The organism is Pseudomonas sp. IT-P2 (assembly GCF_949767575.1).
Taxonomy (GTDB): domain Bacteria; phylum Pseudomonadota; class Gammaproteobacteria; order Pseudomonadales; family Pseudomonadaceae; genus Aquipseudomonas; species Aquipseudomonas pharyngis.
On sequence record NZ_CATKQA010000007.1, the window covers coordinates 1 to 21,006 of the forward strand.

The 21,006-nt window shown below is 63.4% G+C and carries 24 protein-coding genes and 1 pseudogene; 3 read left to right on the forward strand and 22 right to left on the reverse strand.

The window, feature by feature from the left end:
* Window positions 1-29 precede the first annotated feature (29 nt).
* The 21 genes from ACM6JM_RS04955 to ACM6JM_RS05055 are packed head-to-tail and all read right to left on the reverse strand — an operon-like array spanning window position 30 to window position 18,480.
* Window positions 30-470 (reverse strand): hypothetical protein, encoded by a 441-nt coding sequence (locus ACM6JM_RS04955; RefSeq protein ID WP_011332090.1) that lies wholly within the window; start codon window positions 468-470, stop codon window positions 30-32.
* Window positions 471-490: 20 nt separating this feature from the next.
* The gene (locus ACM6JM_RS04960; RefSeq protein WP_039766459.1) at window positions 491-1,726 is read right to left on the reverse strand and encodes a beta-ketoacyl-ACP synthase; all 1,236 of its coding nucleotides are present in this window, start codon (window positions 1,724-1,726) and stop codon (window positions 491-493) included.
* Entirely contained in the window at window positions 1,726-2,454 is a 729-nt protein-coding gene (gene fabG / locus ACM6JM_RS04965) for a 3-oxoacyl-ACP reductase FabG (protein ID WP_039766460.1), read from the reverse strand. Before fabG ends, ACM6JM_RS04960 begins: the two co-directional genes overlap by 1 nt.
* Window positions 2,447-2,926: a hotdog family protein gene (locus ACM6JM_RS04970; protein WP_039766461.1), complete on the reverse strand. Its 480-nt coding sequence runs from the start codon at window positions 2,924-2,926 to the stop codon at window positions 2,447-2,449. Before ACM6JM_RS04970 ends, fabG begins: the two co-directional genes overlap by 8 nt.
* Window positions 2,923-4,119, reverse strand: coding sequence for a beta-ketoacyl-[acyl-carrier-protein] synthase family protein (locus tag ACM6JM_RS04975; RefSeq protein WP_085667693.1), 1,197 nt, complete (start codon window positions 4,117-4,119; stop codon window positions 2,923-2,925). The genes ACM6JM_RS04970 and ACM6JM_RS04975 overlap by 4 nt, the downstream gene beginning before the upstream one ends.
* Complete coding sequence (locus ACM6JM_RS04980; RefSeq protein ID WP_007952358.1) at window positions 4,116-4,598, reverse strand: hypothetical protein; 483 nt, start codon at window positions 4,596-4,598, stop codon at window positions 4,116-4,118. Before ACM6JM_RS04980 ends, ACM6JM_RS04975 begins: the two co-directional genes overlap by 4 nt.
* Window positions 4,598-5,323 (reverse strand): class I SAM-dependent methyltransferase, encoded by a 726-nt coding sequence (locus ACM6JM_RS04985; RefSeq protein ID WP_074689582.1) that lies wholly within the window; start codon window positions 5,321-5,323, stop codon window positions 4,598-4,600. Before ACM6JM_RS04985 ends, ACM6JM_RS04980 begins: the two co-directional genes overlap by 1 nt.
* The gene (locus ACM6JM_RS04990) at window positions 5,320-6,567 is read right to left on the reverse strand and encodes an NAD(P)/FAD-dependent oxidoreductase (RefSeq protein WP_163973889.1); all 1,248 of its coding nucleotides are present in this window, start codon (window positions 6,565-6,567) and stop codon (window positions 5,320-5,322) included. The genes ACM6JM_RS04985 and ACM6JM_RS04990 overlap by 4 nt, the downstream gene beginning before the upstream one ends.
* A complete protein-coding gene (locus ACM6JM_RS04995) occupies window positions 6,554-7,714 on the reverse strand; it encodes a sodium:proton antiporter (protein WP_085667696.1) in 1,161 nt (386 codons plus the stop codon). Before ACM6JM_RS04995 ends, ACM6JM_RS04990 begins: the two co-directional genes overlap by 14 nt.
* Window positions 7,711-10,050, reverse strand: a complete 2,340-nt coding sequence (locus ACM6JM_RS05000; protein ID WP_163973890.1) for an MMPL family transporter — start codon at window positions 10,048-10,050, stop codon at window positions 7,711-7,713. Before ACM6JM_RS05000 ends, ACM6JM_RS04995 begins: the two co-directional genes overlap by 4 nt.
* On the reverse strand, window positions 10,034-10,636 hold the full coding sequence (locus tag ACM6JM_RS05005; RefSeq protein ID WP_039766472.1) for an outer membrane lipoprotein carrier protein LolA: 603 nt from the start codon (window positions 10,634-10,636) through the stop codon (window positions 10,034-10,036). Before ACM6JM_RS05005 ends, ACM6JM_RS05000 begins: the two co-directional genes overlap by 17 nt.
* A complete protein-coding gene (locus ACM6JM_RS05010; RefSeq protein WP_011332100.1) occupies window positions 10,633-11,058 on the reverse strand; it encodes an acyl-CoA thioesterase in 426 nt (141 codons plus the stop codon). The genes ACM6JM_RS05005 and ACM6JM_RS05010 overlap by 4 nt, the downstream gene beginning before the upstream one ends.
* Complete coding sequence (locus ACM6JM_RS05015; protein WP_414881403.1) at window positions 11,051-12,595, reverse strand: HAL/PAL/TAL family ammonia-lyase; 1,545 nt, start codon at window positions 12,593-12,595, stop codon at window positions 11,051-11,053. The genes ACM6JM_RS05010 and ACM6JM_RS05015 overlap by 8 nt, the downstream gene beginning before the upstream one ends.
* Complete coding sequence (locus tag ACM6JM_RS05020) at window positions 12,576-13,523, reverse strand: glycosyl transferase (protein ID WP_085648033.1); 948 nt, start codon at window positions 13,521-13,523, stop codon at window positions 12,576-12,578. Before ACM6JM_RS05020 ends, ACM6JM_RS05015 begins: the two co-directional genes overlap by 20 nt.
* On the reverse strand, window positions 13,520-14,254 hold the full coding sequence (locus ACM6JM_RS05025; protein ID WP_039766475.1) for a glycosyltransferase family 2 protein: 735 nt from the start codon (window positions 14,252-14,254) through the stop codon (window positions 13,520-13,522). The genes ACM6JM_RS05020 and ACM6JM_RS05025 overlap by 4 nt, the downstream gene beginning before the upstream one ends.
* Entirely contained in the window at window positions 14,247-15,926 is a 1,680-nt protein-coding gene (locus tag ACM6JM_RS05030; RefSeq protein ID WP_414881404.1) for an AMP-binding protein, read from the reverse strand. Before ACM6JM_RS05030 ends, ACM6JM_RS05025 begins: the two co-directional genes overlap by 8 nt.
* Window positions 15,923-16,468 carry a membrane protein gene (locus ACM6JM_RS05035; RefSeq protein WP_011332105.1) on the reverse strand — a complete coding sequence of 182 codons (546 nt, stop codon included), beginning with the start codon at window positions 16,466-16,468 and terminating at the stop codon, window positions 15,923-15,925. Before ACM6JM_RS05035 ends, ACM6JM_RS05030 begins: the two co-directional genes overlap by 4 nt.
* Entirely contained in the window at window positions 16,465-16,719 is a 255-nt protein-coding gene (locus ACM6JM_RS05040) for an acyl carrier protein (protein WP_007947135.1), read from the reverse strand. Before ACM6JM_RS05040 ends, ACM6JM_RS05035 begins: the two co-directional genes overlap by 4 nt.
* Window positions 16,720-16,728: 9 nt before the next feature.
* Window positions 16,729-16,989, reverse strand: a complete 261-nt coding sequence (locus ACM6JM_RS05045; protein WP_064592948.1) for a phosphopantetheine-binding protein — start codon at window positions 16,987-16,989, stop codon at window positions 16,729-16,731.
* Window positions 16,970-17,779 (reverse strand): lysophospholipid acyltransferase family protein, encoded by an 810-nt coding sequence (locus tag ACM6JM_RS05050; protein WP_414881405.1) that lies wholly within the window; start codon window positions 17,777-17,779, stop codon window positions 16,970-16,972. Before ACM6JM_RS05050 ends, ACM6JM_RS05045 begins: the two co-directional genes overlap by 20 nt.
* The gene (locus ACM6JM_RS05055; RefSeq protein WP_039766485.1) at window positions 17,755-18,480 is read right to left on the reverse strand and encodes a beta-ketoacyl synthase chain length factor; all 726 of its coding nucleotides are present in this window, start codon (window positions 18,478-18,480) and stop codon (window positions 17,755-17,757) included. Before ACM6JM_RS05055 ends, ACM6JM_RS05050 begins: the two co-directional genes overlap by 25 nt.
* Window positions 18,481-18,849: 369 nt before the next feature.
* On the opposite strand from ACM6JM_RS05055, the gene ACM6JM_RS05060 reads away from it, so the two are divergent.
* Window positions 18,850-19,620 (forward strand): ParA family protein, encoded by a 771-nt coding sequence (locus ACM6JM_RS05060; protein WP_007952339.1) that lies wholly within the window; start codon window positions 18,850-18,852, stop codon window positions 19,618-19,620.
* Window positions 19,621-19,627: 7 nt separating this feature from the next.
* Here the strand turns inward: ACM6JM_RS05060 and trxC are convergent, their stop codons facing one another.
* Window positions 19,628-20,062, reverse strand: coding sequence for a thioredoxin TrxC (gene trxC, locus ACM6JM_RS05065; RefSeq protein ID WP_064592954.1), 435 nt, complete (start codon window positions 20,060-20,062; stop codon window positions 19,628-19,630).
* Between the two features lie 195 nt (window positions 20,063-20,257).
* On the opposite strand from trxC, the pseudogene ACM6JM_RS05070 reads away from it, so the two are divergent.
* Together ACM6JM_RS05070 and ACM6JM_RS05075 are read left to right on the forward strand one after the other, a co-directional pair.
* Window positions 20,258-20,554 (forward strand): annotated as a pseudogene (locus ACM6JM_RS05070) (type II toxin-antitoxin system HigB family toxin).
* A complete protein-coding gene (locus ACM6JM_RS05075; protein WP_039766491.1) occupies window positions 20,551-20,952 on the forward strand; it encodes a helix-turn-helix domain-containing protein in 402 nt (133 codons plus the stop codon). The pseudogene ACM6JM_RS05070 and the gene ACM6JM_RS05075 overlap by 4 nt, the downstream one beginning before the upstream one ends.
* Window positions 20,953-21,006 lie beyond the last annotated feature (54 nt).

The following is a 21,006-nucleotide window of genomic DNA, read 5'->3' on the forward strand; positions in this document are numbered from 1 at the left end:
GAAAGGCGCCCTTATGTCGTTTCCGGCCGTTACTGAACCGTCGCCAGATCGCCCTTCAACGCTACGCCGGCCATGATGGCGCCCGCGTGGCATTCGTAGGTTTTCGCATCCTTGCGCTCGTTGCTCTTGTAGAAGCTGACGATGTTGGTCACGGCGTTGGCGCCGGCGTTTTTTGCGGCCTGGTGCAGGCTGATGATCGCCGATTGCACGACCCACTCGCAGGCTTCCTGGTCGGTCTTGTTGAAGGCGTTGGTCTTCTTGTTGGTCACGGCGCCGGGGCTGACGACGGTGACTTTGCCGGCCGGGGCATTGCCCGCCAGATAGAACTTCACGCTGCCGTCGATCTTGCCGGTGCGGGTCGCTTCGGCGACGGCCTTGTCGAACGGCAGGTAGACCGCCGTGTCACGGGCCTGGCTGACGGCCGGCATGGCGCAGATGAGCAGGGTGGCAGCGAGTTTCTTGAAGTGCATGGAGGTCTCCTTGACCTGGATTAATTCGGTTGTGACCAGCGACGGAAAATCAGCGAGGTGTTGACCCCGCCGAAAGCGAAGTTGTTGTTCATCACGTATTCGTGGCTCATCTGGCGGAACTCGCCGCGCAGGTAGTCGAGCTTGCCGCAGTGCGGATCGACCTCGTCGAGGTTGAGCGTGTGCACATACAGGTCGCGGTTGAGCATCTCGATGCTGAACCACGACTCCAGCGCCCCGCAGGCGCCGAGGGTGTGGCCCAGGAAGCTCTTTTGCGAACTGATCGGCATGCGTTCACCGAACAAGCTGCTGGTGGCCAGGGTTTCGGCGACATCGCCCTGCTCGGTGGCGGTGCCGTGGCCGTTGACGTAGCCGATGACGTCCGGCGCAAGGCCTGCGTCTTCCAGCGCCAGTTCCATCGCCCGGCGCATGGTGACTTGTTCGGGGCGGGTGGTGTGCTGGCCGTCGGCGTTGCTGCCGAAACCGACGATCTCGGCGTGAATGTGCGCACCGCGAGCCAGGGCGTGTTCCAGCTCTTCGAGCACCAGCATGCCGCCGCCCTCGCCGATCACCAGACCGTCGCGGCCCTTGTCGTACGGGCGTGGCGAGGTGTGCGGTGCATCATTTTTCAGGCTGGTGGCGTACAGCGCGTCGAACACCATGGCTTCGGTCGGGCACAGCTCTTCGGCGCCGCCGGCGAGCATCAGCGGCAGGCGTCCGAACTTGATCGCCTCGTAGGCGTAACCGATGCCCTGGCTGCCGCTGGTGCAGGCGCTGGAGGTCGGGATCAAGCGGCCGGTGAGGCCGAAGAAGATGCTGATGTTCGCCGCCGTGGTGTGCGGCATCATCCGCACGTAGGAGTTGGCGTTGAGGCCTTCGGCCACCGAGTTGAGCAGCATGTTGCCGAACGCCTTGATCTCGTCGGTGCTGCCGGTGGACGAACCACAGGCCACGCCCATGCGCCCGTCCTTGATCGACTCGTCGCCGAGCAGGCCGGCATCGGCCAGCGCTTTTTCCGCCGCGCCGACAGCCAGGCGCGAGACCCGGCCCATGCTGCGCAATTGTTTGCGAGTCCAGTGCGCCGGCACCTGGAAATCATCGATGGGCCCGGCCAGACGGGTGTTGAGTTCGCTGAAGCGATCCCACTCGTCCATCCGGCGGATGCCGCTGCGGTTGGCGGCAAAATTGCCGGCGATGGTGTCCCAGTCGCTGCCCAGCGAGGTAATGCCGGCCATGCCGGTGACGACGACGCGCTTCATCAACACAAGCCTCCGTTGACCGCCAGCACCTGGCGGGTGATGTACGACGCTTCCGCCGACATCAGGAAATTCACCGCACCGGCCACCTCTTCAGGCGTGCCCATGCGTTGTGCGGGGATCATTTTCATCAGTTCTTCCACCGGCACGTTTTCATCCAGCATCGCCGTGTCGATCAGGCCCGGCGCGACGCAATTGACCGTGATCTTGCGCTTGGCCAGTTCGATCGCCAAGGCTTTCGCGGCGCCGATCACACCGGCCTTCGAGGCGCTGTAATTGACCTGGCCACGGTTGCCGATCAGCCCCGAAACCGAGGTAATGCAAACGATGCGACCCGCGGCGCGGCGGCGGATCATCGGCATCATCACCGGGTGCAGGACGTTGTAGAAACCGTCGAGGTTGGTACGCAGCACCACGTCCCAGTCGTCGTCGCTCAGAGCCGGAAAGGCGCCGTCGCGGGTCAGGCCGGCATTGAGCACCACGCCGTAGTAGGCGCCGTGGGCTTCGACATCGGCTTCGAGGATGGCTTTACAGGTTTCTCGGTCAGCCACGTCGAATTGCAGGATGCGCGCTTGGCGGCCCAGGGCCTGGATTTCAGCCTGCACCGCCTGCGCGTCGCTCAGACCACTGCGGCAATGCACGACGATGTCATGCCCGGCCTGAGCCAGACGCAGGGCGATGGCGCGGCCGATGCCACGGCTGGAGCCGGTGACCAGTATTGATTCAGTCATCGTTCGACTCCTTGTTGGTTTCGTCGCGGGTTTGTTCCAGATAGTCCGCCGCATGGGGCGGGCGGAACACGTTCAGCCGGGCGCTGGCCTCGATGCCGGGCGCGTTGATATGGCATTCGAATACGCCCATGCCGTTGTCGTCTTCCAGCGAGCGCAGGCCATGGATGGTCAGTTCGCTGCCAACCGGAAAGGCCGCGACATTGCATTCGAACTTGCGTGTGCCGAGCAGAAAGCCCAGCTCCACCGGGTTGCCTTTCTGCCGCGCATGGCAGCCGGCGAACGCGGCGACGCTTTGCGCCATCAGCTCGATGCCGACCCACGCCGGCAGGCTGCCGTCGGGCAGGCTGAACAGGCCGCCGGGGCGGACGGTGAGGGTGGTGTGGATCTGTTCGTCGTCAAAGCTCAGGATCCGGTCGATCAGGATCATGTCGCCAGCGTGGGGCAGCAGTTCGGCGAGCGGCCAGTGGCTCATGGGGCATCTCCGATAATCAGGCTGACGTTATTGCCACCGAAGGCAAACGAGTTGCTCATCAGGTAGCGGGGAGCAATGGACGCCAGGCGTTCGCTTGCGGTCACCCACTTCAGCGCTGGCAGGTCGGGATCTGGCTGGCCATCCCAGACGTGCGGCGGCAAGGCGTGGTCGGGGTTGTCGGCACTCAGGCTCAACCAGCAGAACGCCGCTTCCAGTGCGCCGGCGGCGCCGAGGGTGTGGCCGGTCATCGGTTTGGTCGAGGAACACGGTACGCCTTCGGGAAACAGCGCGGCGACGGCCAGACTTTCCATCGCGTCGTTGTGCTGGGTCGCGGTGCCGTGCAGGTTCAGGTAACTGATGTCGCCGGCTTGCAGATGGGCTTGGTCGAGCGCCTTCTGCATCGATTGCAGGGCGCCACGGCCGGTCGGTTCCGGTGCGGAAATGTGGTGCGCGTCGGAGCTGGCGCCGGCGCCGAGCAGGGCGATGCCCGGCCCAGCACCGCGCTGTTTGCTCATCACGAACAGCACCGCCGCTTCGCCGATGTTGATGCCGTTGCGGTTGGCGGAAAACGGATTGCAGCGCTCGTCCGACACCGCTTCCAGCGCACTGAAACCGTTGAGGGTCAGTTTGCACAGGCTGTCGACACCGCCGCACAGCACCGCGTCGCACAGGCCCAGATCGAGCAGGCGTCGGGCGCTCATCAGCGCGCGTGCGCTGGAGGTGCAGGCAGTGGAAATCACATAGGTCGGGCCGCTCAGTTGCAGCCAGTCGGCGAGGAAATTCGCCGGGGCGCCGAGTTCCTGTTGCCGGTAGTCGTAATCGGCCGGGAACTGTTGGTCGCGAATGTAGTGCGCAAGGCCTCGGCTGGCTTCGTCGATGCCCGAAGTGCTGGTGCCGAGCACCACGCCGATGCGCTCGCGGCCGTAAGTCTGGATGGAGTGCTCGATGTCGTCGCGAATCTGCAACGCGGCTTCCAGCAGCAGTTGGTTGTTGCGGCTGCGCTGGTCGGCCAATGCATCGGGAATCGGCGCCAGATCGCCGTGCACGGCGGCCACCGGCAGCTCGCGCTCCGGCACCCAGCCGGACTCGCGGCGCATGCCTGAACAGTCGCCGGCAAACAGGTTGCGTGCCACGGCTGGCTTGTCGCGCCCCAGGGCGCAGATCACGCCGAGGGCATTGAGGTAGGCGGTCATGACGTCGGTTCACCGAGTGGCGTTACGCGGTAGTGCGGGCCTTGTGGCAGGTTCAATTCGAAGCTCAAGGGTTGGGTGTAACGGATGTCCCAGCGCGCCGGCAGGGAACGTTGGCCGCCCTGTTGCTGCGCGTCGGGGTAGTTGCGCGACAGCTCGCCCGCCGGGGTCAGGGCGAACAGCAGCGCGGCGAACAGCTCCCGGGCTTCCGGGTTGGGCGGCAGCAGGCCGTCGGCCTGCCAGTGTCCGTCGATCAACTGCTGACGGGCCTGGGGAATGCCCAGCGGATCCATCATCGACCAGCGGATGCCGGGCCCTTCGCGCTGGATCACCAGCAACCAGTCTTGCTGTTGCCCGGCCAGGTGACGTTCGATATGCAATTGCATCGGCAGCGGCAGGCTCGGGTTGCCGGCCGGCAGCGGCGCCTGACTGGCGCAGGCACCGAGCAGCAAGACGCAGGCGAGCAGCAGAACACGCAACATCAGACAGCCTCGTTCAAGGGTTTGCGGGCCACCACGTTGACCAGGGTTTCTTCCCGCTGGCCGAATGGTTTTGGTTTGTGCAATCCAAAACGTTCGAGCAGACCGAAATCCTTCGACCGGCTCCACCACAGATACGGGTACGAAACGTTCTGTTCGCCGAACTCGAAACCCTGCTGGCGAATCATCTCCAGGTACTGCGCCGCGCTCTTTTGCACGTGCATCGGATGCCGGAACAGCCAGCGAATCACCCACGTATCAATGTAAGCCTCGGTGGACTCGGCGAACAGCAGATAACCACCGGGTTTGAGCACCCGATAGAACTCGGCGAGGGCTTTTTCCTGCTCCACCAGATGATGGAAGGTCTGGTGACAGAACAGCAGGTCGACGCTGGCGTCCGGCACATTGAGCGTCGCGCAGTCGCTGCCGATCAGCTCGACGTCGAAGCCCAGACGCGCCGCCTCGGCGGCGCTCAGTTCAAGGCTGTGCGGGTCGGCATCGACGCCGATCAGGCGCTGTGGCGCGAAGGTCTGGCGCAGGTGACCGAACGACTTGCCCTGACCACAGCCGGCATCCAGCAGCACCGGATTGGCCGGCAACGATTCGCTGAACAGTCCGCGCAGATCGTTGATTGCCACGCGCAGCACATGGTGCTGCCAGGTGTGGCTGCGCAGGAACCAGAAGCCGAAGCGGGTTTCCTCGACGTAGTTGTCGCTCAAGTAATTCAAGTGTCGTCCCTTGCACAGAGTTCGGAGATCGTCTTCAGCCGACGGCGCGCTTCACTGACGAACGGGTTGCGTTCGTCCCAGGCGTAACCGGCGAGGATCGAGCAGATCATGCGGCGGATTTCCGGGGAGCCTTGCTCGTGGAAAATCACGTCCTGAAAGGTGCCGGCGTACCAGCCTTCGACGTAGCAGCGGAACGTGTCGACCCCGCGTTTCAGCGGCTCGGCGAATTCCCGTTGCCAGTCCACCGTTTCGCCCTGCAACTGTCGATGCAGCACAGCGGCGGCCATGCTCGCCGAACGCATGGCGATGGTCACGCCCGAAGAGAAAACCGGGTCGAGAAATTCCGCCGCGTTACCCAGCAGCGCAAAACCCGGGCCGTGCAGGGTTTTGACGTTGGCCGCATAGCCGCCGAGAGTGCGCGCCGGGGTGTCCCACACGGCGTTGTTCAGCACCTTGGCCAGGCTCGGGGTTTCGGCGATGAAACCGCGCAGGCAGGCGTCGAGGTCGGCATCGCGACCTGCGAAATGTTCAGCGGCAGCCACCACGCCGACGGAGCAGCGACCGTTGCTGAACGGGATCGACCAGAACCAGATATCGCGGTGCTGCGGGTGGGTGGTGATGAGGATTTTTTCCCGGTCGAAACCGGGGTGATCGATGTGGTCTTCGACGTGGGTGAAGATGGCCTGGCGAACCGGGAAATTCGACGGCGCTTCGAGGTCGAGCAGGCGTGACAGCACGCGGCCGTAGCCACTGGCGTCGAGGACAAAATCGGCTTCGACGCGGTACTCGCTGCCGTCTTCGCGGCGCACATTCAGCTGTGGTCGCGGACGCTCGAAGTCGACGCTGACAATCGCGTCGCCGTAGCGGATTTCCGCGCCCTGCAACGCCGCCTGATCGGCCAGCAACTTGTCGAAGTCGGCGCGTTGCACCTGCAGAGTCGTGGGCTTGCCGGCGGTGAAGGTGTCGCCAAAATCGAAGGCGCTGTAGCGCTCGCCCCAGGCGAACGCCGCACCGTTCTTGCGTTGGAAACCGGCGGCATTCACCGCCTCGAGCATGCCGGCCTCTTCGACGAAATCCAGGCAATGGCAGAGCAGGCTTTCACCGATGGAGAACCTCGGGAAATGCTGACGCTCGATCACCAGCACGTCGTGCCCCTTGCGCTTGAGCAATGCGGCGGCGATGGCGCCGGAGGGGCCGGCGCCGATGATCACGACCTGACGGGATTCCATTTCAACGATTGGCACGTGAGCTCCTGGGTACGGCAATAGGGTTCAGTGACGCCCGGTGCAGGCCGATGAAGGCCGGCAACAGCGTCGCGATCAGACCCATCAGCATCAGCGCAAAGTACAGCGCCGGGCTGATGAGTTGTTGTTGCAACAGCAGGTTGAGAAAAACGATTTCGCTCAAGCCGCGAATATTCAGCAGCACGCTTTCGCGCCAGCGGCTGGCGCCTGCGAATGACGCGCCGGCCCAGCCGAGGCCGAGCCAGTTGCCCAGGATTTTGCTGGCGACCGGCAACAGCAGCAGCGCCGCCCATTGCACGGTACCGAGGCTGGCAAGGGCGCTGTGCACGTCGATCTGGACGATGCCGAAAGTCAGGATCAGCGGAATTGCGACCCACGTCTGCAAGCGGTTCATCCAGTGCGCCGGCAGCGGCAACACCAATGGCACCTTGAGCGCGGCCATGCACAGCAGATAACCGATGCCGAAAATCAGTGCGTTGAGTTTGTAGTGTTCGGCCAGCACCAACAGCGCAAAGAAGCCGAGGCTGTAGGTCAATGGACGGCGGATGCCGAACACCCGCAGCAGCACGGGTACGCAGGCCATCCCCAGCGGCAGCAACAGACTGCTCAGGTGCAGGCTGCCCTGAGCGAGGCCGAACAGGGTCCAGCAGGTCAGGTCGATCAGGATCGCGGTCTGCACCAGACGCCGAGTGGCGGCGGGCGGGTAGTCGATGTGACGCAGGTACAGATACAACACCGGGATCGCAGTGATGGCGAACACCAGACCGATCGCCAGCGAGTTGATCCACGGCTGCGTCGGCAACAGCCAGTACGCCGTCGCCAGACCGCAGGCGAACGGCACGGCGAAACTCGGCAGGGCGATCTTCACGCTCTGACGGTCCAGGCGCAGGTCGATCACGTCACTGAGGATGTGCCCCAGCAACAGGGCGAAGCTCAGGCTGTAGAGGTTTTTCAGCCAGCCCGGCGCGATCAGTTCGGCGCCGTTGAGTTGCCAGCCGGGTTCGATCCAGAAGTACATCAGCAGCGGCAGGCCGAAGCTGGCCAGCAGCAATTGACTGACGATCGGGATCAGCCCGAAATGCCGGCCGACCCGGGTGGCGACGAAGAACAGTGCCAGGGCCATCAGCCAGAAAATCATCACCATCATGCTGCAGGCTCCGTGACGGCAACCGCATGGGCCTGACGCCCGGCCCACGGCGCGAGCATGAAGCTGAACGCCAGACCGAGGCTCACCGACAGACCGAAGTTGCTCACCGCCGGGGTGCTCGACACCGCCAGCAGGCCGAACGACAGCCAGGTGGTGGCGGCCGCGAGCAAGGTGCCGAGCAGGCTGACGGCTGCGCCGCCGACCTGCTCGCGCATGAGGATCGCGTAGTCGACGCTGATCGCCGTCACCAGCAACAGGCCGAACAGGCTGAACAGGGTCAGCGGCTGACCGAGCCAGCCCAGGCTGGCGAGGCTGCACAGCGCAGCGAGCAGCGGCAGGGCGACGATCCGCAGCGCGCCGCCGAGACCGAACGGCAGCATCAGCACCAGCACGATCAATACGCAGGACGCGAGTTTCAGCTCAGCAGCGCTGATCTGGGTCTGGGCGAACACCTTGTTCAGATCGCCGAGCCGGTCCACCAGCATCACGCCGGGCAGATCCAGCGCCTGCACCCGCAACAGCGACGGATTGTTCAGGCCTTGCAGGCTGACCATCGCTGCCACGCCGTCCTCGGTCGGCCCGAGCCACAGCGTACGGTAGGGCTCGCCGAGCGGCCCGGCCAGTGCTGCATCGATGTCCTCGGCGGGCAGGGCCTGCAACTGTTGCAGCTCGGTTTGCAGCGCCGCCAGCGGCACGCCGACCTCCAGCAACGGCTGCCAGAACTGCGGCAACTTGCTCAGCGCCTCACGCACTTGTTGCTGCTGAGACGGCGGGCTGACCAGTTGATTGAGCGCCAGATAACCCTGCAACTTGTCGAGGTTGACCAGTTGATCCAGCCGCTCGCTCAGGGCTGCTTGCCGTTCCAGCAATTGCTGCTGATCGGCGGCGCGCACCAGGAAGAACTGGCTGGTCGGCTGATAGCCGGTAATCCGCGCGATGGTCTGCGCCTCATCGGTCAGACGTTGCGGCGCACCGACCCACTGGCGGATGTCGTTCCTGCTCTCCAGTTGCAGCAGGCCACCGACGCAGAAGGCGATCAGCAGGGCCAGCAATACCGGCGTTCTGACGTGTTCGAGCAGGTTTTCTCGCAACCGCACCAAGCGCTCGGCCAGTTGCAGGGGCCATTGCGCCGGGCGCAGTTCGACGTTTTTCAGCAGCGCCGGCAACAGGCACACCGCCGACAGGTAGGCGCCGAGCAAACCGGCGGCGGAGAACACGGCGATCTGGGTCAGGGCCGGGAAAGGTGTCCAGGCCAGTGCCAGGTAACCGATGGCGCTGGTGATCAGGCTCAGCGTCAGCCCGGACAGGGTCAGGCGCAACGCCGGCCAGCTGTGCCAGGGCTTGAGGCTCCAGCTCTTGGACAGGTAGTGCAGCGGGTAATCCACCGCCACGCCGATCAGACTGGAACCGAGCACCAGCGTCATCACGTGCATGTGCCCGAACAGCGCCACGCAGGCCACTGCACCGAACAGCATGCCCACCAGCACCGGAATGAACGCCAGCAGCACCCGCCAGCGGCGGAAGGCGAGCAGCAACAGCAACAGGATGCCGATGGTGGCGCCGCCGCCGACCCAGGTCATTTCCCGGGTCGCCTGCTGCTGGCCGTTGGCGGCGTACAGCAGGCCGCTGGCGGCCAGCAATTGCACGTCAGCGCGAGCCGCTTGCTCACGGCTGTGTTGCAGCAGGGCGGCGACTTGCAGCGGCTGATTCATGTCGAAGGCACTGCCGGTGGTGCGTGCGCGCAGCAGCACCCAGCTCTTGCCATCGGCGTCGGCGATCAAGGCGCCGCTGCCGATGTCCAGTTGCACCGCGCCATGTTGCGGCTGGCTGTTCTGGATGCGTCCGGTCAGGCCCAGCCAGTCGTCCTGGCTCGGCACCAGACTGAACCCGGTGAACGGGTCGAACAGCGCCTGTACCCGTTGCTGGATAAAGGCGTCGGGATGTTCGATCAGCAGTTGTCGGTCATCCGCCGAGAGCATCGCCAGCCGCCCTTGCAGCAGTTGCGTGCGCAGGGCCGGCAGATCGGCCTGCAGGTTCCACTGGACCTTTTCGAACAGCCCGCTGGCCTGCCATTGCTCGCCCAGGGTCTGGGCCATGGCGACGGCTTGCTGGCGATCGGCGTGGCCGACCAGCACCAGCATGTCGCGGTTGAGCGGTTCCTGCATGCGTTGTTCGGCGCGCAGTTCGAGGGCGTCCGGGTGGGTGCCGGGCACCAGTTCCATCAGGTTGGCCGACAGCGGCGCACCGTCGCGCCACTGCCAGGCGCCCAGTGCGACAACCGCCAGCAGCAGGATCAGGAACAGCCAGGGCAGCCTGCGTTCACTCGGCAAAGTCATGTTGCTCCGCGTCGCTCAGAGGTTGGCCGGCAGTGCTGTCCTGCATGCGCAGCACGGTGCTGTCACCCTGGGTTTCCAGCAGTTCGATGGTGTTCACCAACGCGCCGCCGCTGATGTTGATCTGATTGAACACCTGCTTGAGCAGCACCGAGCGCGGGGTCAGGGTCAGTTGCCATTGCTGCGCATCGCCGCTCAGGGCCAGTTCGAAATCCCGTTGCAGACCGCTGCTGTCGCCTTGCAGCACCGCCAGGAACAAGCGGTTCTGGTCGGCCCCGGCGCTCTTGTTCGGCAGCAGTTGCCAGCCGGTGGCATCACGCCGGGCGATACCCTTGGCGCTGATCCGGTAATCCTGTTGCAGCGGGGTTTTCAGCAGCCACAGCAAGCCGTGGTTTTTGGCAAGGACAAAACTGCCCTTGCTGATCAGCGGCTGGGGCAGGGCGCGCAGGTGTTTTTCCTGGATGAACCGGCCGTGGATCACGTCCGGCTTCGCCAGTTGCTCGCTCAACTGTTGCAGGTCGAAGGCGTCGGCCAGCGACGACAGCGTCAGCAGCGCCACGGCCCCAAGGGATTTCAACCACACATTCATCGCAGCATCCTTTCCACGGCATCGGTGAAGACTTTTGGCGAAGCCAGTTGCATCTCGCGGCTGCTCACTTCGACGGCGACCTGCACCGAGCTGGCGCGGGTCAGGCGTTCGCCTGTCTGGGCGTCGGTGATCAGGTAGTGGATCTTCAGGCGGTTTTCCCACTCCACCAGACTGGCGCGCACGTTCAGCCGTTGGCCGAACACCGCGCCGCGCACGTATCGCAGTTGCAGGTCGATCACCGGCCAGGCATAGCCCGAGTCGACCATCTGGTTGTAGTTGTGGCCGATCTTGTCGAGCAATGCGCAACGCGCCACTTCCAGGTATTTCACGTAATGGCCGTGCCAGACGACGTGCATGGTGTCGACGTCAAAGAACGGCACGAGGATTTCCGTATCGGCGTGAAGCACTCCGGCACTACGCATGCAGCCTCCAGTGTTGCTCGGCGATGCGTTGCAGGCACAGGCGCAATTCGCCTTCCAAGGCGCGGTCTTCGATCACCGGCGGGAAGTCCTGGGCCAGTTGTTCGTGCATGGTGGCCAGCGATGGCGGCAGCGGACGCGCGTCTGCATCGCGACCACGCAGCCACACGCCTTGATTGGCCGCGAGCAGCGTGGCGGCGGCGACCTGCTCGGTCAGCTCCAGCACGCGGATGGCGTCGCGGGCGGCGATGGTGCCCATGCTCACCTTGTCCTGGTTGTGGCACTCGGTGGAGCGCGAGAAGACGCTGGCCGGCATGGTGTTTTTCAACGCTTCGGCAGTCCAGGCACTGGCGCCGATCTGCACGGCCTTGAAGCCGTGGTTGAGCATCGCGCGGTCGGCGCTGGCGCCGGACAGGTTGCTCGGCAAACCGTGGTTGTAACGCTCGTCCACCAGCAGCGCGAGTTGTCGGTCGAGCAGGTCGGCGACGTTGGCCACGAGGTTTTTCAGGCTGTCCATGGCGAACGCGATATGTCCGCCGTAGAAGTGCCCGCCGTGCAACACGCGTTCTGCTTCGGCGTCGATGATCGGGTTGTCGTTGGCGCTGTTCAGCTCAGTCTCGATGAACGAACGCAACCAGTTCAGGCTGTCGGCCAACACGCCGAGCACGTGCGGTGCGCAGCGCAGCGAGTAGCGATCCTGCAAGCGGTGCAGCGGCGCGGTCGGTGCGTCGATCGCCAGATCCTTGCGCAGCCACGCGGCGACCTGCATTTGCCCCGGATGCGGCTTGGCGGCGAACAGGCGCTCGTCGAAGTGTTCCGGATTGCCTTGCAGCGCCACCACGTTCAGCGCGGTGATGCGGGTCGCCAGTTGCAGCAGGTAATCGGCGCGAGCGTAAGCCAGGCAGGCCAGACCGGTCATCACGGCGGTGCCGTTCATCAGCGCCAGCGCTTCTTTCGGACGCAGCACCAACGGTGTCCAGCCCAGTTCGCGGTGCACGTCGGCAGCCTGGCGGCGTTCGCCACGGAACATCACTTCACGCTCGCCGGACAGGGTCGCGGCGACGTAGGACAACGGCGTCAGATCGCCGCTGGCGCCCACCGAACCCTCTTCAGGGATCAGCGGCAGAATGTCGTGCTCGAGAAACGCGTGCAGGCGTTCCAGCAGTTCGATGCGCACCCCGGACACGCCGTGGCACAGCGACTGCAAACGCGCCGCCAGCACCGCGCGGGTGGCCTGGGCATCGAGCAGTTTGCCCAGCCCGCAGCCGTGGAACGTGTAGAGATGACGCGGCAGCGCCTCGACGTGATGCAGCGGCACCGCGACCACGCAGGAATCGCCGTAACCGGTGGTCACGCCATAGATCACGCCTTCTTTGTCCAGCAGCGAATCGAGGAACCGCGCGCCCTTGGCGATGCGTTCGCGATAAGGCGCGTCGCTCTGCAACTGCACGGGCGCCTGACGGTTGGCCAGGGCCAGCACGTCTTCGATGCGCAAAGGGCGTTCGCCGAAGGTGACCGGTTCAGGAGTTGGCGTTGTCATCGGTTTTCCAGAATGGGTAAAAGTTGAACCATTGGCACGGTGCTTCGAGGCAATAGTGACTCAGGCGTTGCGCATAGCGGGTGGCCCACTGATGAATGACCTGTTCGCGCTCGCGGCGTGACCACACCACGGCATCGGCGAAGGGTTCGAGGGTCAGGCGATAGTGGCCGTCGGGCTGTTTCAAGCACATCAGCAGGTTGACCGGGCATTTCAGCAGGCCGGCCAGCAGCCACGGCCCTTGCGGGAACGGCGCCGGGTGGCCGAGAAAGTCCACGGTCACGCTGCGCCCGCCATGCAGTGGCACGCGGTCGCCGGCAATCGCCAGCCACTCGCCGCGCTCCAGCCGTTCGTGCAGTTGCAGCATGATCACCGGGTCCAGCTCGCTGACCTGGATCAGTCGCAGGTTGGTCGCGCCGGCCTCGCCCAGCAGGCGATTGAATTGCTCGGCGTGCTTGGTGTGCACCAGCACGTTCATGGTGACCTTTTCGCCCAGCTCCGCCAGCGCCCGGCACACCTCGAGGTTGCCCAGATGTGCGCCGACCAGCAGTTGCCCGCGACAGCCGCGCAACTGATTGCGCAACAGCGCCGGGTCGATGATTTCGATCTGCTCGATCTTCAGCTTGCCGTTCCACACGTCGAGCTTGTCGAGCAGCGAATCGGCGAATGCCATGAACTGGCGGAATACCCGCCAGCGGGTCGGACGCAATTCGTGGCGACCGCTCCAGTCGGCGAGGCGCTGCTGATACTGCCAGGCACTGCGCCGGGCGGTGCGGCCGAACAGGAAAAAGTACAGGACGATGCCGTACAGCAACGGGCTCAGCAGGCGTCGGCCAAGGACCTTGGCGGCGAACGCGGTGAATTTCATCAGCAGGAAACTGCCGCGCTCTTCGCGGTCGGCCCAGTGCTTCTTGTCGGTCTCGACGGTCATGCGCGCCACCGTCGCCAGAGGATCACGGGCAAGCGCAGCAACATGCCGAAGAACAGGCGCGTGTGCATGCTCGAGATCAGCACGTTGTCGTGGAACAGGCGAAAGTGCGACACGCCGTCCAGCGGGTAATGCACGCTGGTCTGCAACCAGCGCATCGGCTGATTGCGCCAGGCCAGGCGCACCAGAATGTCCGAGTCGAAATCCATGCGCTTGCCGATCCGCGCCGAGTCGATCACGCCCAGCGTCGGTTCCAGCGGATACACCCGGAAGCCGCACATCGAGTCGCGGATCTGCAGCGACAGGGTGTTGATCCACACCATCACGTGGGTCAGATAACGCGCATACAAACGGCCCTTGGGCACGCTGGCGTCGTACAGCGGATAACCACAGACCAGTGACTCGGGGTGGGCGCGGGATTCTTCGATGAACCGCGCGACATCCTGCAGGTCATGCTGACCGTCGGCATCGACCTGCAAGGCATGGCTGAAGCCCAGCCGCGCCGCTTCACGCAGACCGGTCATCACCGCGCCGCCCTTGCCCTGATTGGCAGTGAGGCGCACCAGATAAACCCGCTCGCGCTCGGCCAGCGCGTCCAGCACCGCCGCGCAGGATTTGCTGCTGGCATCGTCCACCAGAATGCACGGCAGATCCTCGGCGAGCAGGGCGTCGACCACCGTGCCGATAGCGGTTTCGTGGTTGTAGACCGGGATCACGGCGCAAGGGTTATGCATCGCCAGCCCCCAGCAGAATCCGCCCGCTGGAGCAGGTGGCGGTTTCGTTGCGGTAGGCGAAATACAACTTGCCGCGTTCCGGATCGAAGCGCAGGTGCAACTGGACTTCATCGCCCGGGCGCACCAGTTGCTGGAACTTCAGCACTTCCATGCCGGCGAACGCGCCGGGCAGGTTCAGCAGTTGCCGACCCAGGTTCAGTGCCCATTCGACCTGTACCACGCCGGGCAGCACCGGGGCCTTGGGGAAGTGACCGCTGAAATAGGCCAGGTCCGGCGGAACGCTCAATTGCAGGTTCCATTCGCCCTCGGTTTCGGCCTGTTCCAGAATCTCCGGCGCTTTCGGCCGTGGTGCCAGCAGCAAGGCTTCGACGTCGGCCTGAGGCAACTTGCCCTGCGAGTTCAGCGGCAACTGTCGCAGCAGGCGCCAGCGGCGGGGCAGGGCCAGGGCTTCGCAGTGGTCGCCGAGATGACGGCGCAGGGTTTCGGTCAGGCTGCGCCGACCGTGTTCGCGCAGGGCAAACAGGCCCGATTCGCTGAGCACCAGCAGAGCGCCGAGGGACGCGCGATTTTCCTGCACCACGCCCAGACGCGCTTCGGCGACCCAGTCGTGGGCCACCAGCGCCTGTTCAAGCATCGGCAGGGAAATACGTTTTTCTTCGAGTTTGACGATCCGGTCGAGCCGCCCGAGCAATTCAAAGCGGCCATCGGCCTGAATGCGTGCCGCATCGGCGGTGTGTTCGACATGCCCGGCGGGCAGATAAGGCGAAGCGATCAGCAGGGCGCCGTCGCTGTCCTGGCTCAACTCGACACCGGCAAACGGCTGCCACAACGATTCACCCTGACGCCAGGCGATGCCGCCGGTTTCCGAGCTGCCGAGGATTTCTGTCGGCCATTGTCCCAGGCGCTGATGCAAACTTTGCGCGGCGTCTGCCGGCAGTGCGCCGCCGGACGAAAACACCCGGCGCACGGCGCTGAGCGCCAGCCAGTCGAGGTTGTCGCCCATGCGTTTGAGCAGCGCGGGACTGGCGACCCAGGCGAAGGCCGGGTGCTCGCGGCTGGCGCGTTGCAGGTCTTCCGGGAAAGCCAGTTGCTTGCGCAGGAACGGACGCCCGGCGCACAGCGGCCACAGCACGCGGAACAGCAAACCGTAAATGTGCTGGGTGGCGACGCTGCCAAGAATGCAGGCCTCACCGAGATCGGCGCCCCAGAGTTGCTCAAGGGCTTCGACTTCGTTGGCCAGTTGCCGCAGGGATTTGTCGATGCGCTTTGGTTCGCCGCTGGAGCCGGAGGTGCACAGACTCAGGCGGCACTGGTCGAGATCCAGTTCGGCGGCGGGCAGGGCCGGTTGCAGCAGATCGCTCAGGCGAGCGTCACCGGCCTGATCGGTCAGCCACAGATCGACGTCGTTCGACCAGCGCTGGCGGGTTTGCGCTTGCAGATCCGAAGGCAGCAATACGCTGACCCCGGCGCGCCAGGCACCGAGCAGGGCGATAGCCAGATCGGCGGCATCTTCAAGATGCACGGCCAGACGCTGCACGCCCTTGGCTTGCAGACCGGCGGCCAGGCCCAGGGCCTGTTCGCGCAGTTGTGCGTGATCGAGTGCCGGTGCGCTTGTTACAGCACGCGCCGGCAGGGCCTTGAGCAACAGCTGCTCAAGTTTTATCCAATTCATGGGCGACCTCTTACCCGTTGTCGTATCAGCCATTCAATGGCAAACATCAGGCCGATCAATCCGTAGGAGATCAGGCCGGTGTACAACATCCACCAGTTCAGCGGCGCCCACAGTGTCAGCAGGGCGGCGCACAAACCGTTGCAAAAGAAAAACACGCTCCAGGCCACGGTGACCTGGCGGGTGTAACGAATCGCCTTGGGCGGCAGTTGCGGTTCACGCAGGCGCGCCAGACGCTCGACCATCGGCGGGCCGTATTTCAGGCTCAGGCTGAACAGCACCAGCATGAAGCCGCTGATCAGCACCGGGTACCAGCGCAACAGCAAAGGGCTGTCGAACACTGCCAGCAGCAGGCAGAACACGATCGCCACGAAGGCCATCCACAGGCTGCCGGGCTTGCGTTCGCCGGTCAGCGCCCGGGCCAGCCACAGGCCGCCCAGCAGCAGGCCGAACTGCCATGGTGCGAAATGCTCCATGCCGAAATACACCGCAAAGGGGTAAAGCAGGCCTGCCAGCAGCAGGCCGAGGCCGATCAGTCGGCTCATGCGGCCGGTTGAACCAGACGGTAGACCGCCTCGACCACGTCGCTGACGGTGCGCACCGACTTGAACTCCTCGGCAGCGATTTTCTTGCCGGTCTGGCGCTTGATGTGATCGATCAGGTCGACGGCGTCGATGCTGTCGATTTCCAGATCCTGATACAGGTTGGATTCCAGGCTCACGCGGGCCGGGTCCAGTTCGAACAGCTCGACCAGGGCATCGCGCAGGGTATTGAAAATGTCGTCACGAGTTTGCATGGTCCGGTCTCAAGCTGCCTGTTTTGCCGTGACGAACGCCGCAAGGCTCGCCACGTTGGTGAAATGGTTGCGGGTGTCCTTGGCGTCGGCGTCGATCTTGATGCCGTACTTTTTCTGGATCGCCAGGCCGAGCTCCAGGGCGTCGACGGAGTCCAGGCCCAGGCCTTCACCGAACAGCGTCTGGTCGTCGCCGATGTCCTCTGGGCTGATGTCTTCGAGGCCCAGGGCGTCGATGATCAGCTCTTTTATGTCACGGTTTAGATCGCTCATCTTCGGCGAGCTCCTTGATAAATAATTGGTGCAAATAGTCGTTGAGCTTGCGCGAAGCCTGGGGCGGGGGGCCCTGCGCGGCGAAAGTCTGTGGGTCTATATCGGCCCCGACGTGAAAACTGAAGTGCACGCGGCGACTGGGAATGCGATACCAGGGCTCGGCCTTGGTCAGGGTGGTCGGATTGACCTTGATCACCACCGGGGTGAGGATTTTCGCACCGCGCAGCGCGATGGCCGCCGCGCCCCGATGAAAGGCCGGCGCCTGACCTGGCTGGGTGCGGGTGCCTTCGGGAAAAATGATCAGGGTCTGCCCGCTCTGCAACGCGCCAGCGGCGGCGTCGAGCATGTCCATGCTGCCGTCGTTGCTGATGTATTCGGTGCTGCGCAGCGGGCCGCGGGTGAAGGGGTTTTCCCACAGGCTTTTCTTCACCACGCAATTGGCCCCGCGCACCAGACCGATCAGGAATACCACGTCGATCAGCGACGGGTGGTTGGCGATGATCATCTGCCCCGGACGGCCGAGCCGTTCGGCGCCCTGGATGTCGTAGGTCAGCACGCCGGTACGGGCCATGAACCGGACGAAAAACCAGAACAGCCGACTGACGGTCTGGCGTGCCCGCTCGCGATGCGTAATGGCGTCGCCCGGCAGGCAACCGAGCAATGGAAATACCAGCAGGCGCAGGCACAGACCACCGAGCCCGAACAGGGCGAAGCTGGTGGCAGTGGCCAGCAGACGCCAGTAATAGGCGTCGCGGTTTTTTCCGATCACGGGTTGCGTTGCCAGGTCCATAGACGAGTCTTCCAGGCATGTTGGCAATGGGGTTGCTGACCGAGCAGGGTTCGCAGCAGATTCAGTGCGTGGGGCCACTGCGGTTTTGACCGTGCTTGCGGGGCGCTGTTCAGGGTCAGCCGCCAGTCGGTACCGGGGGTGAGCAACAGCCCGACCGCGTAGGGAAACGGTACGTCGTCGATCCACGTCGAATAGGCTTCGGGCGGTTGTTCCTCGGTGATCACCAGCAGCACGGCGGGGGCCCCTTCGTTCAACAACGTCGCCGCTTCGAGCATGCCGTGTTCGAGGCCGTCGCCGGCTGCGGCGAGCGCGGTCATTTCGCTGGTTTCGCCACGCATGATCGACCACAGGCCGATGATCGCGTTGTGCACCGACAGGCTGAACTGGGTGGGCGACAGCGGCTGTTCGTTGGCCAGATCGCTGAGGATTTCAAAGGTGCGCGGGGTTTCGCCGTGCCGGGAGACGAATACCAGCGGCAGATTTTCCCGACCGTCGGCCAGCGGCCAGCCGACACTGAACGCCATCCGCGCCAGACGGCTGAGACGACGGCGCTGCATGGCCGGCAGAAACGACACATCGGGTGCGGCATCGCTGCCTTCGAGCACGACCGGCTGTCGGCTCCAGGCTTGCCAGGCTTCCACACTGTCGAGCCCGGGAGCCCAGGCGCGCCATTGGGCGATGTTGAAGTTGATCACGGACATTTATCCCGCCCCTGCGGGCTGAGTTGACGCGGTTTCGCCAACGTCGCCGCTGAGCTGATTTAGCCTGAAATGGCATGGCGCGTGGCGCCGGGTGGCGCGCATTATCCCGGTGCGACGAGTGTGTAGCAAATGCTGGTTACGTTTTGAACGACGAAATGAACCGAATGGTACGCAGCAAGAGCTGTCACTTGGCCATTATCCAGATTGTCGGGTGGCTGTCTGTCAGGCGAATCCGCGATCAACGGGTCTCTTTCCGCCGTATTCATTGGGAGATTGGCGCCTGACTTTGTAGTCCGCGTCCATCGAGGTAGCGAACCGGCACCGGGCACCACTACACTCGGTCATTCTTTGATACACGGAGGTTTTGTCATGCGGCGCGTGGTGTTCAATCAGAAAGGTGGCGTGGGCAAATCCAGCATTGCCTGCAATCTGGCGGCGGTAAGCGCCAGCGAGGGTTATCGCACGCTGTTGGTCGACCTCGATGCCCAGGCCAATTCCACTCAGTATCTGACCGGGCTCACGGGTGATGACATTCCGATGGGCATTGCCGATTTCTTCAAGCAGACCCTGTCTTCCGGACCGTTCTCGAAAAAGAACCAGGCGGATATCTACGAAACGCCTTTCGACAACCTCCACATCATTACCGCCACTGCCGAACTGGCCGACCTGCAGCCCAAGCTCGAGGCCAAACACAAGATCAACAAGCTGCGAAAGCTGCTCGACGAGTTGTCGGAGGATTACGACCGGATCTATCTGGATACGCCGCCGGCGCTGAATTTCTATGCGGTCTCGGCACTGATTGCCGCCGATCGGGTACTGATTCCCTTTGACTGCGACAGCTTCTCGCGTCAGGCCCTCTACGGTCTGATCGCCGAGATCGACGAGTTGAAGGAAGACCACAACGAAGGCCTGGAAGTCGAAGGCATTGTGGTCAACCAGTTCCAGGCCCGGGCCAGCCTGCCGCAGCAAATCCTCGACGAACTGATCGCCGAGGGCCTGCCGGTACTGCCGGTCTACCTCGCCAGTTCAGTGCGCATGCGCGAATCGCATCAGGCCAACACGCCGCTGATCCACCTCGACCCACGGCACAAGCTGACGCAGCAGTTCGTCGAACTGCACAACCTGCTCGAAGACGCCTGAAACCTTGTCAGATGCCCTGGCTGCGCAGCCAGGCCATCAACTGCGGCAACGGGAAGGCCCCACTCTGACGGGCCACTTCCCGGCCGTTGCGGAACAGAATCAGGCTCGGAATCGAACGAATCCCCAACTGTGCCGATAATTGCTGATTGGCTTCGCTGTCCAGCTTGGCCAGCCGGCACTTGCCCGCCAACTGCGCAGCCGCCTGCTCGAACACCGGCGCAAATGACTTGCACGGCCCACACCAGTCCGCCCAAACGTCCACCAGCAACGGCAGATCACCCTTGATCTGACTGGCGTAATCGCCTTGCTTGAGCTCAAACGGCTTGTTCAACAGCACCTCGGACTTGCAGCGCCCGCATTTCGGGTGGTCGTTGAGGCGCTCGGCGGGGATGCGGTTGAGGCCGTTGCAGGAGGGGCAGGGGATGAGGAGTGGGTCGGTCATGATCGGGATCCAGTGGAAAGCTGATATCTCCTAGTTGGAGACGTTTGCTCATATTTTCAATCGTGCAGTGTTTGGCTGTGAGCCTAGGCTGAGATGGACCGGTCGAGACCCGTTGGTCTGCTCGGTGATATCGCAACTTGCGATAATTTTGATCTGTGATTAACTCCCCATAGCAGAATGCGATAAGGATGTTGCATGCATGTCATCACTGGAAAACGAATACGAGAAGCGAAGGCCAAATGGCCCAGCGCAGCTACAGCACTGGACCACTGATTTGAAGTGGCGAAAGGAAGCAAATCGCCAGATTTTGCGGCGCTGAAGGCCTTGTTTCCAGCTGTCGACAAAGTGGGTGACTTTCATGTTTTCGATATTGGCGGTAACAAGCTCAGGTTGATCGCCTATGTCAGATATCGACCTCAAAAGTTGTACATCAGACATGTGTTGGATCATCGCGAATATGACCGCGGTAAATGGAAGGAGGCTAAGGCATGAGTGTTCTGATCAAAAAAGCCGCTGAGCACTGGGAGTTCGTTTCGCCTTTGCTGCGCAAGCCGAAAAGCGAAGACGACTACGACAGGCTCGTTCAAGCCCTTGACGAGCTGCTCGAAATGACGGGCGATGATGAGTCTCATCCTTTAATGAGTCTGGTGGATATCATCGGTGACTGGATTGAAGAATGGGATCGCGTGCATCACCCGACGCCTAAACCGCCCGGTTTTGAAGTACTGGGGTATTTGATGCGTGAGCATGGTTTGACCCAGAGCGATTTGCCGGGTGTGGGCACTCAGTCTGTTGTTTCGGAAATCCTCAGTGGAAAGCGCCAGTTGAATCTGCGGCAGGTCCGCTGGCTGGCCGAGCACTTCAAGCTACCTGTGGACGTGTTTATCTGAAAGGAAACCAGTGTGTTCAGAGTCGTGGCATTTGCACTCTGAGCATGTCGCGCG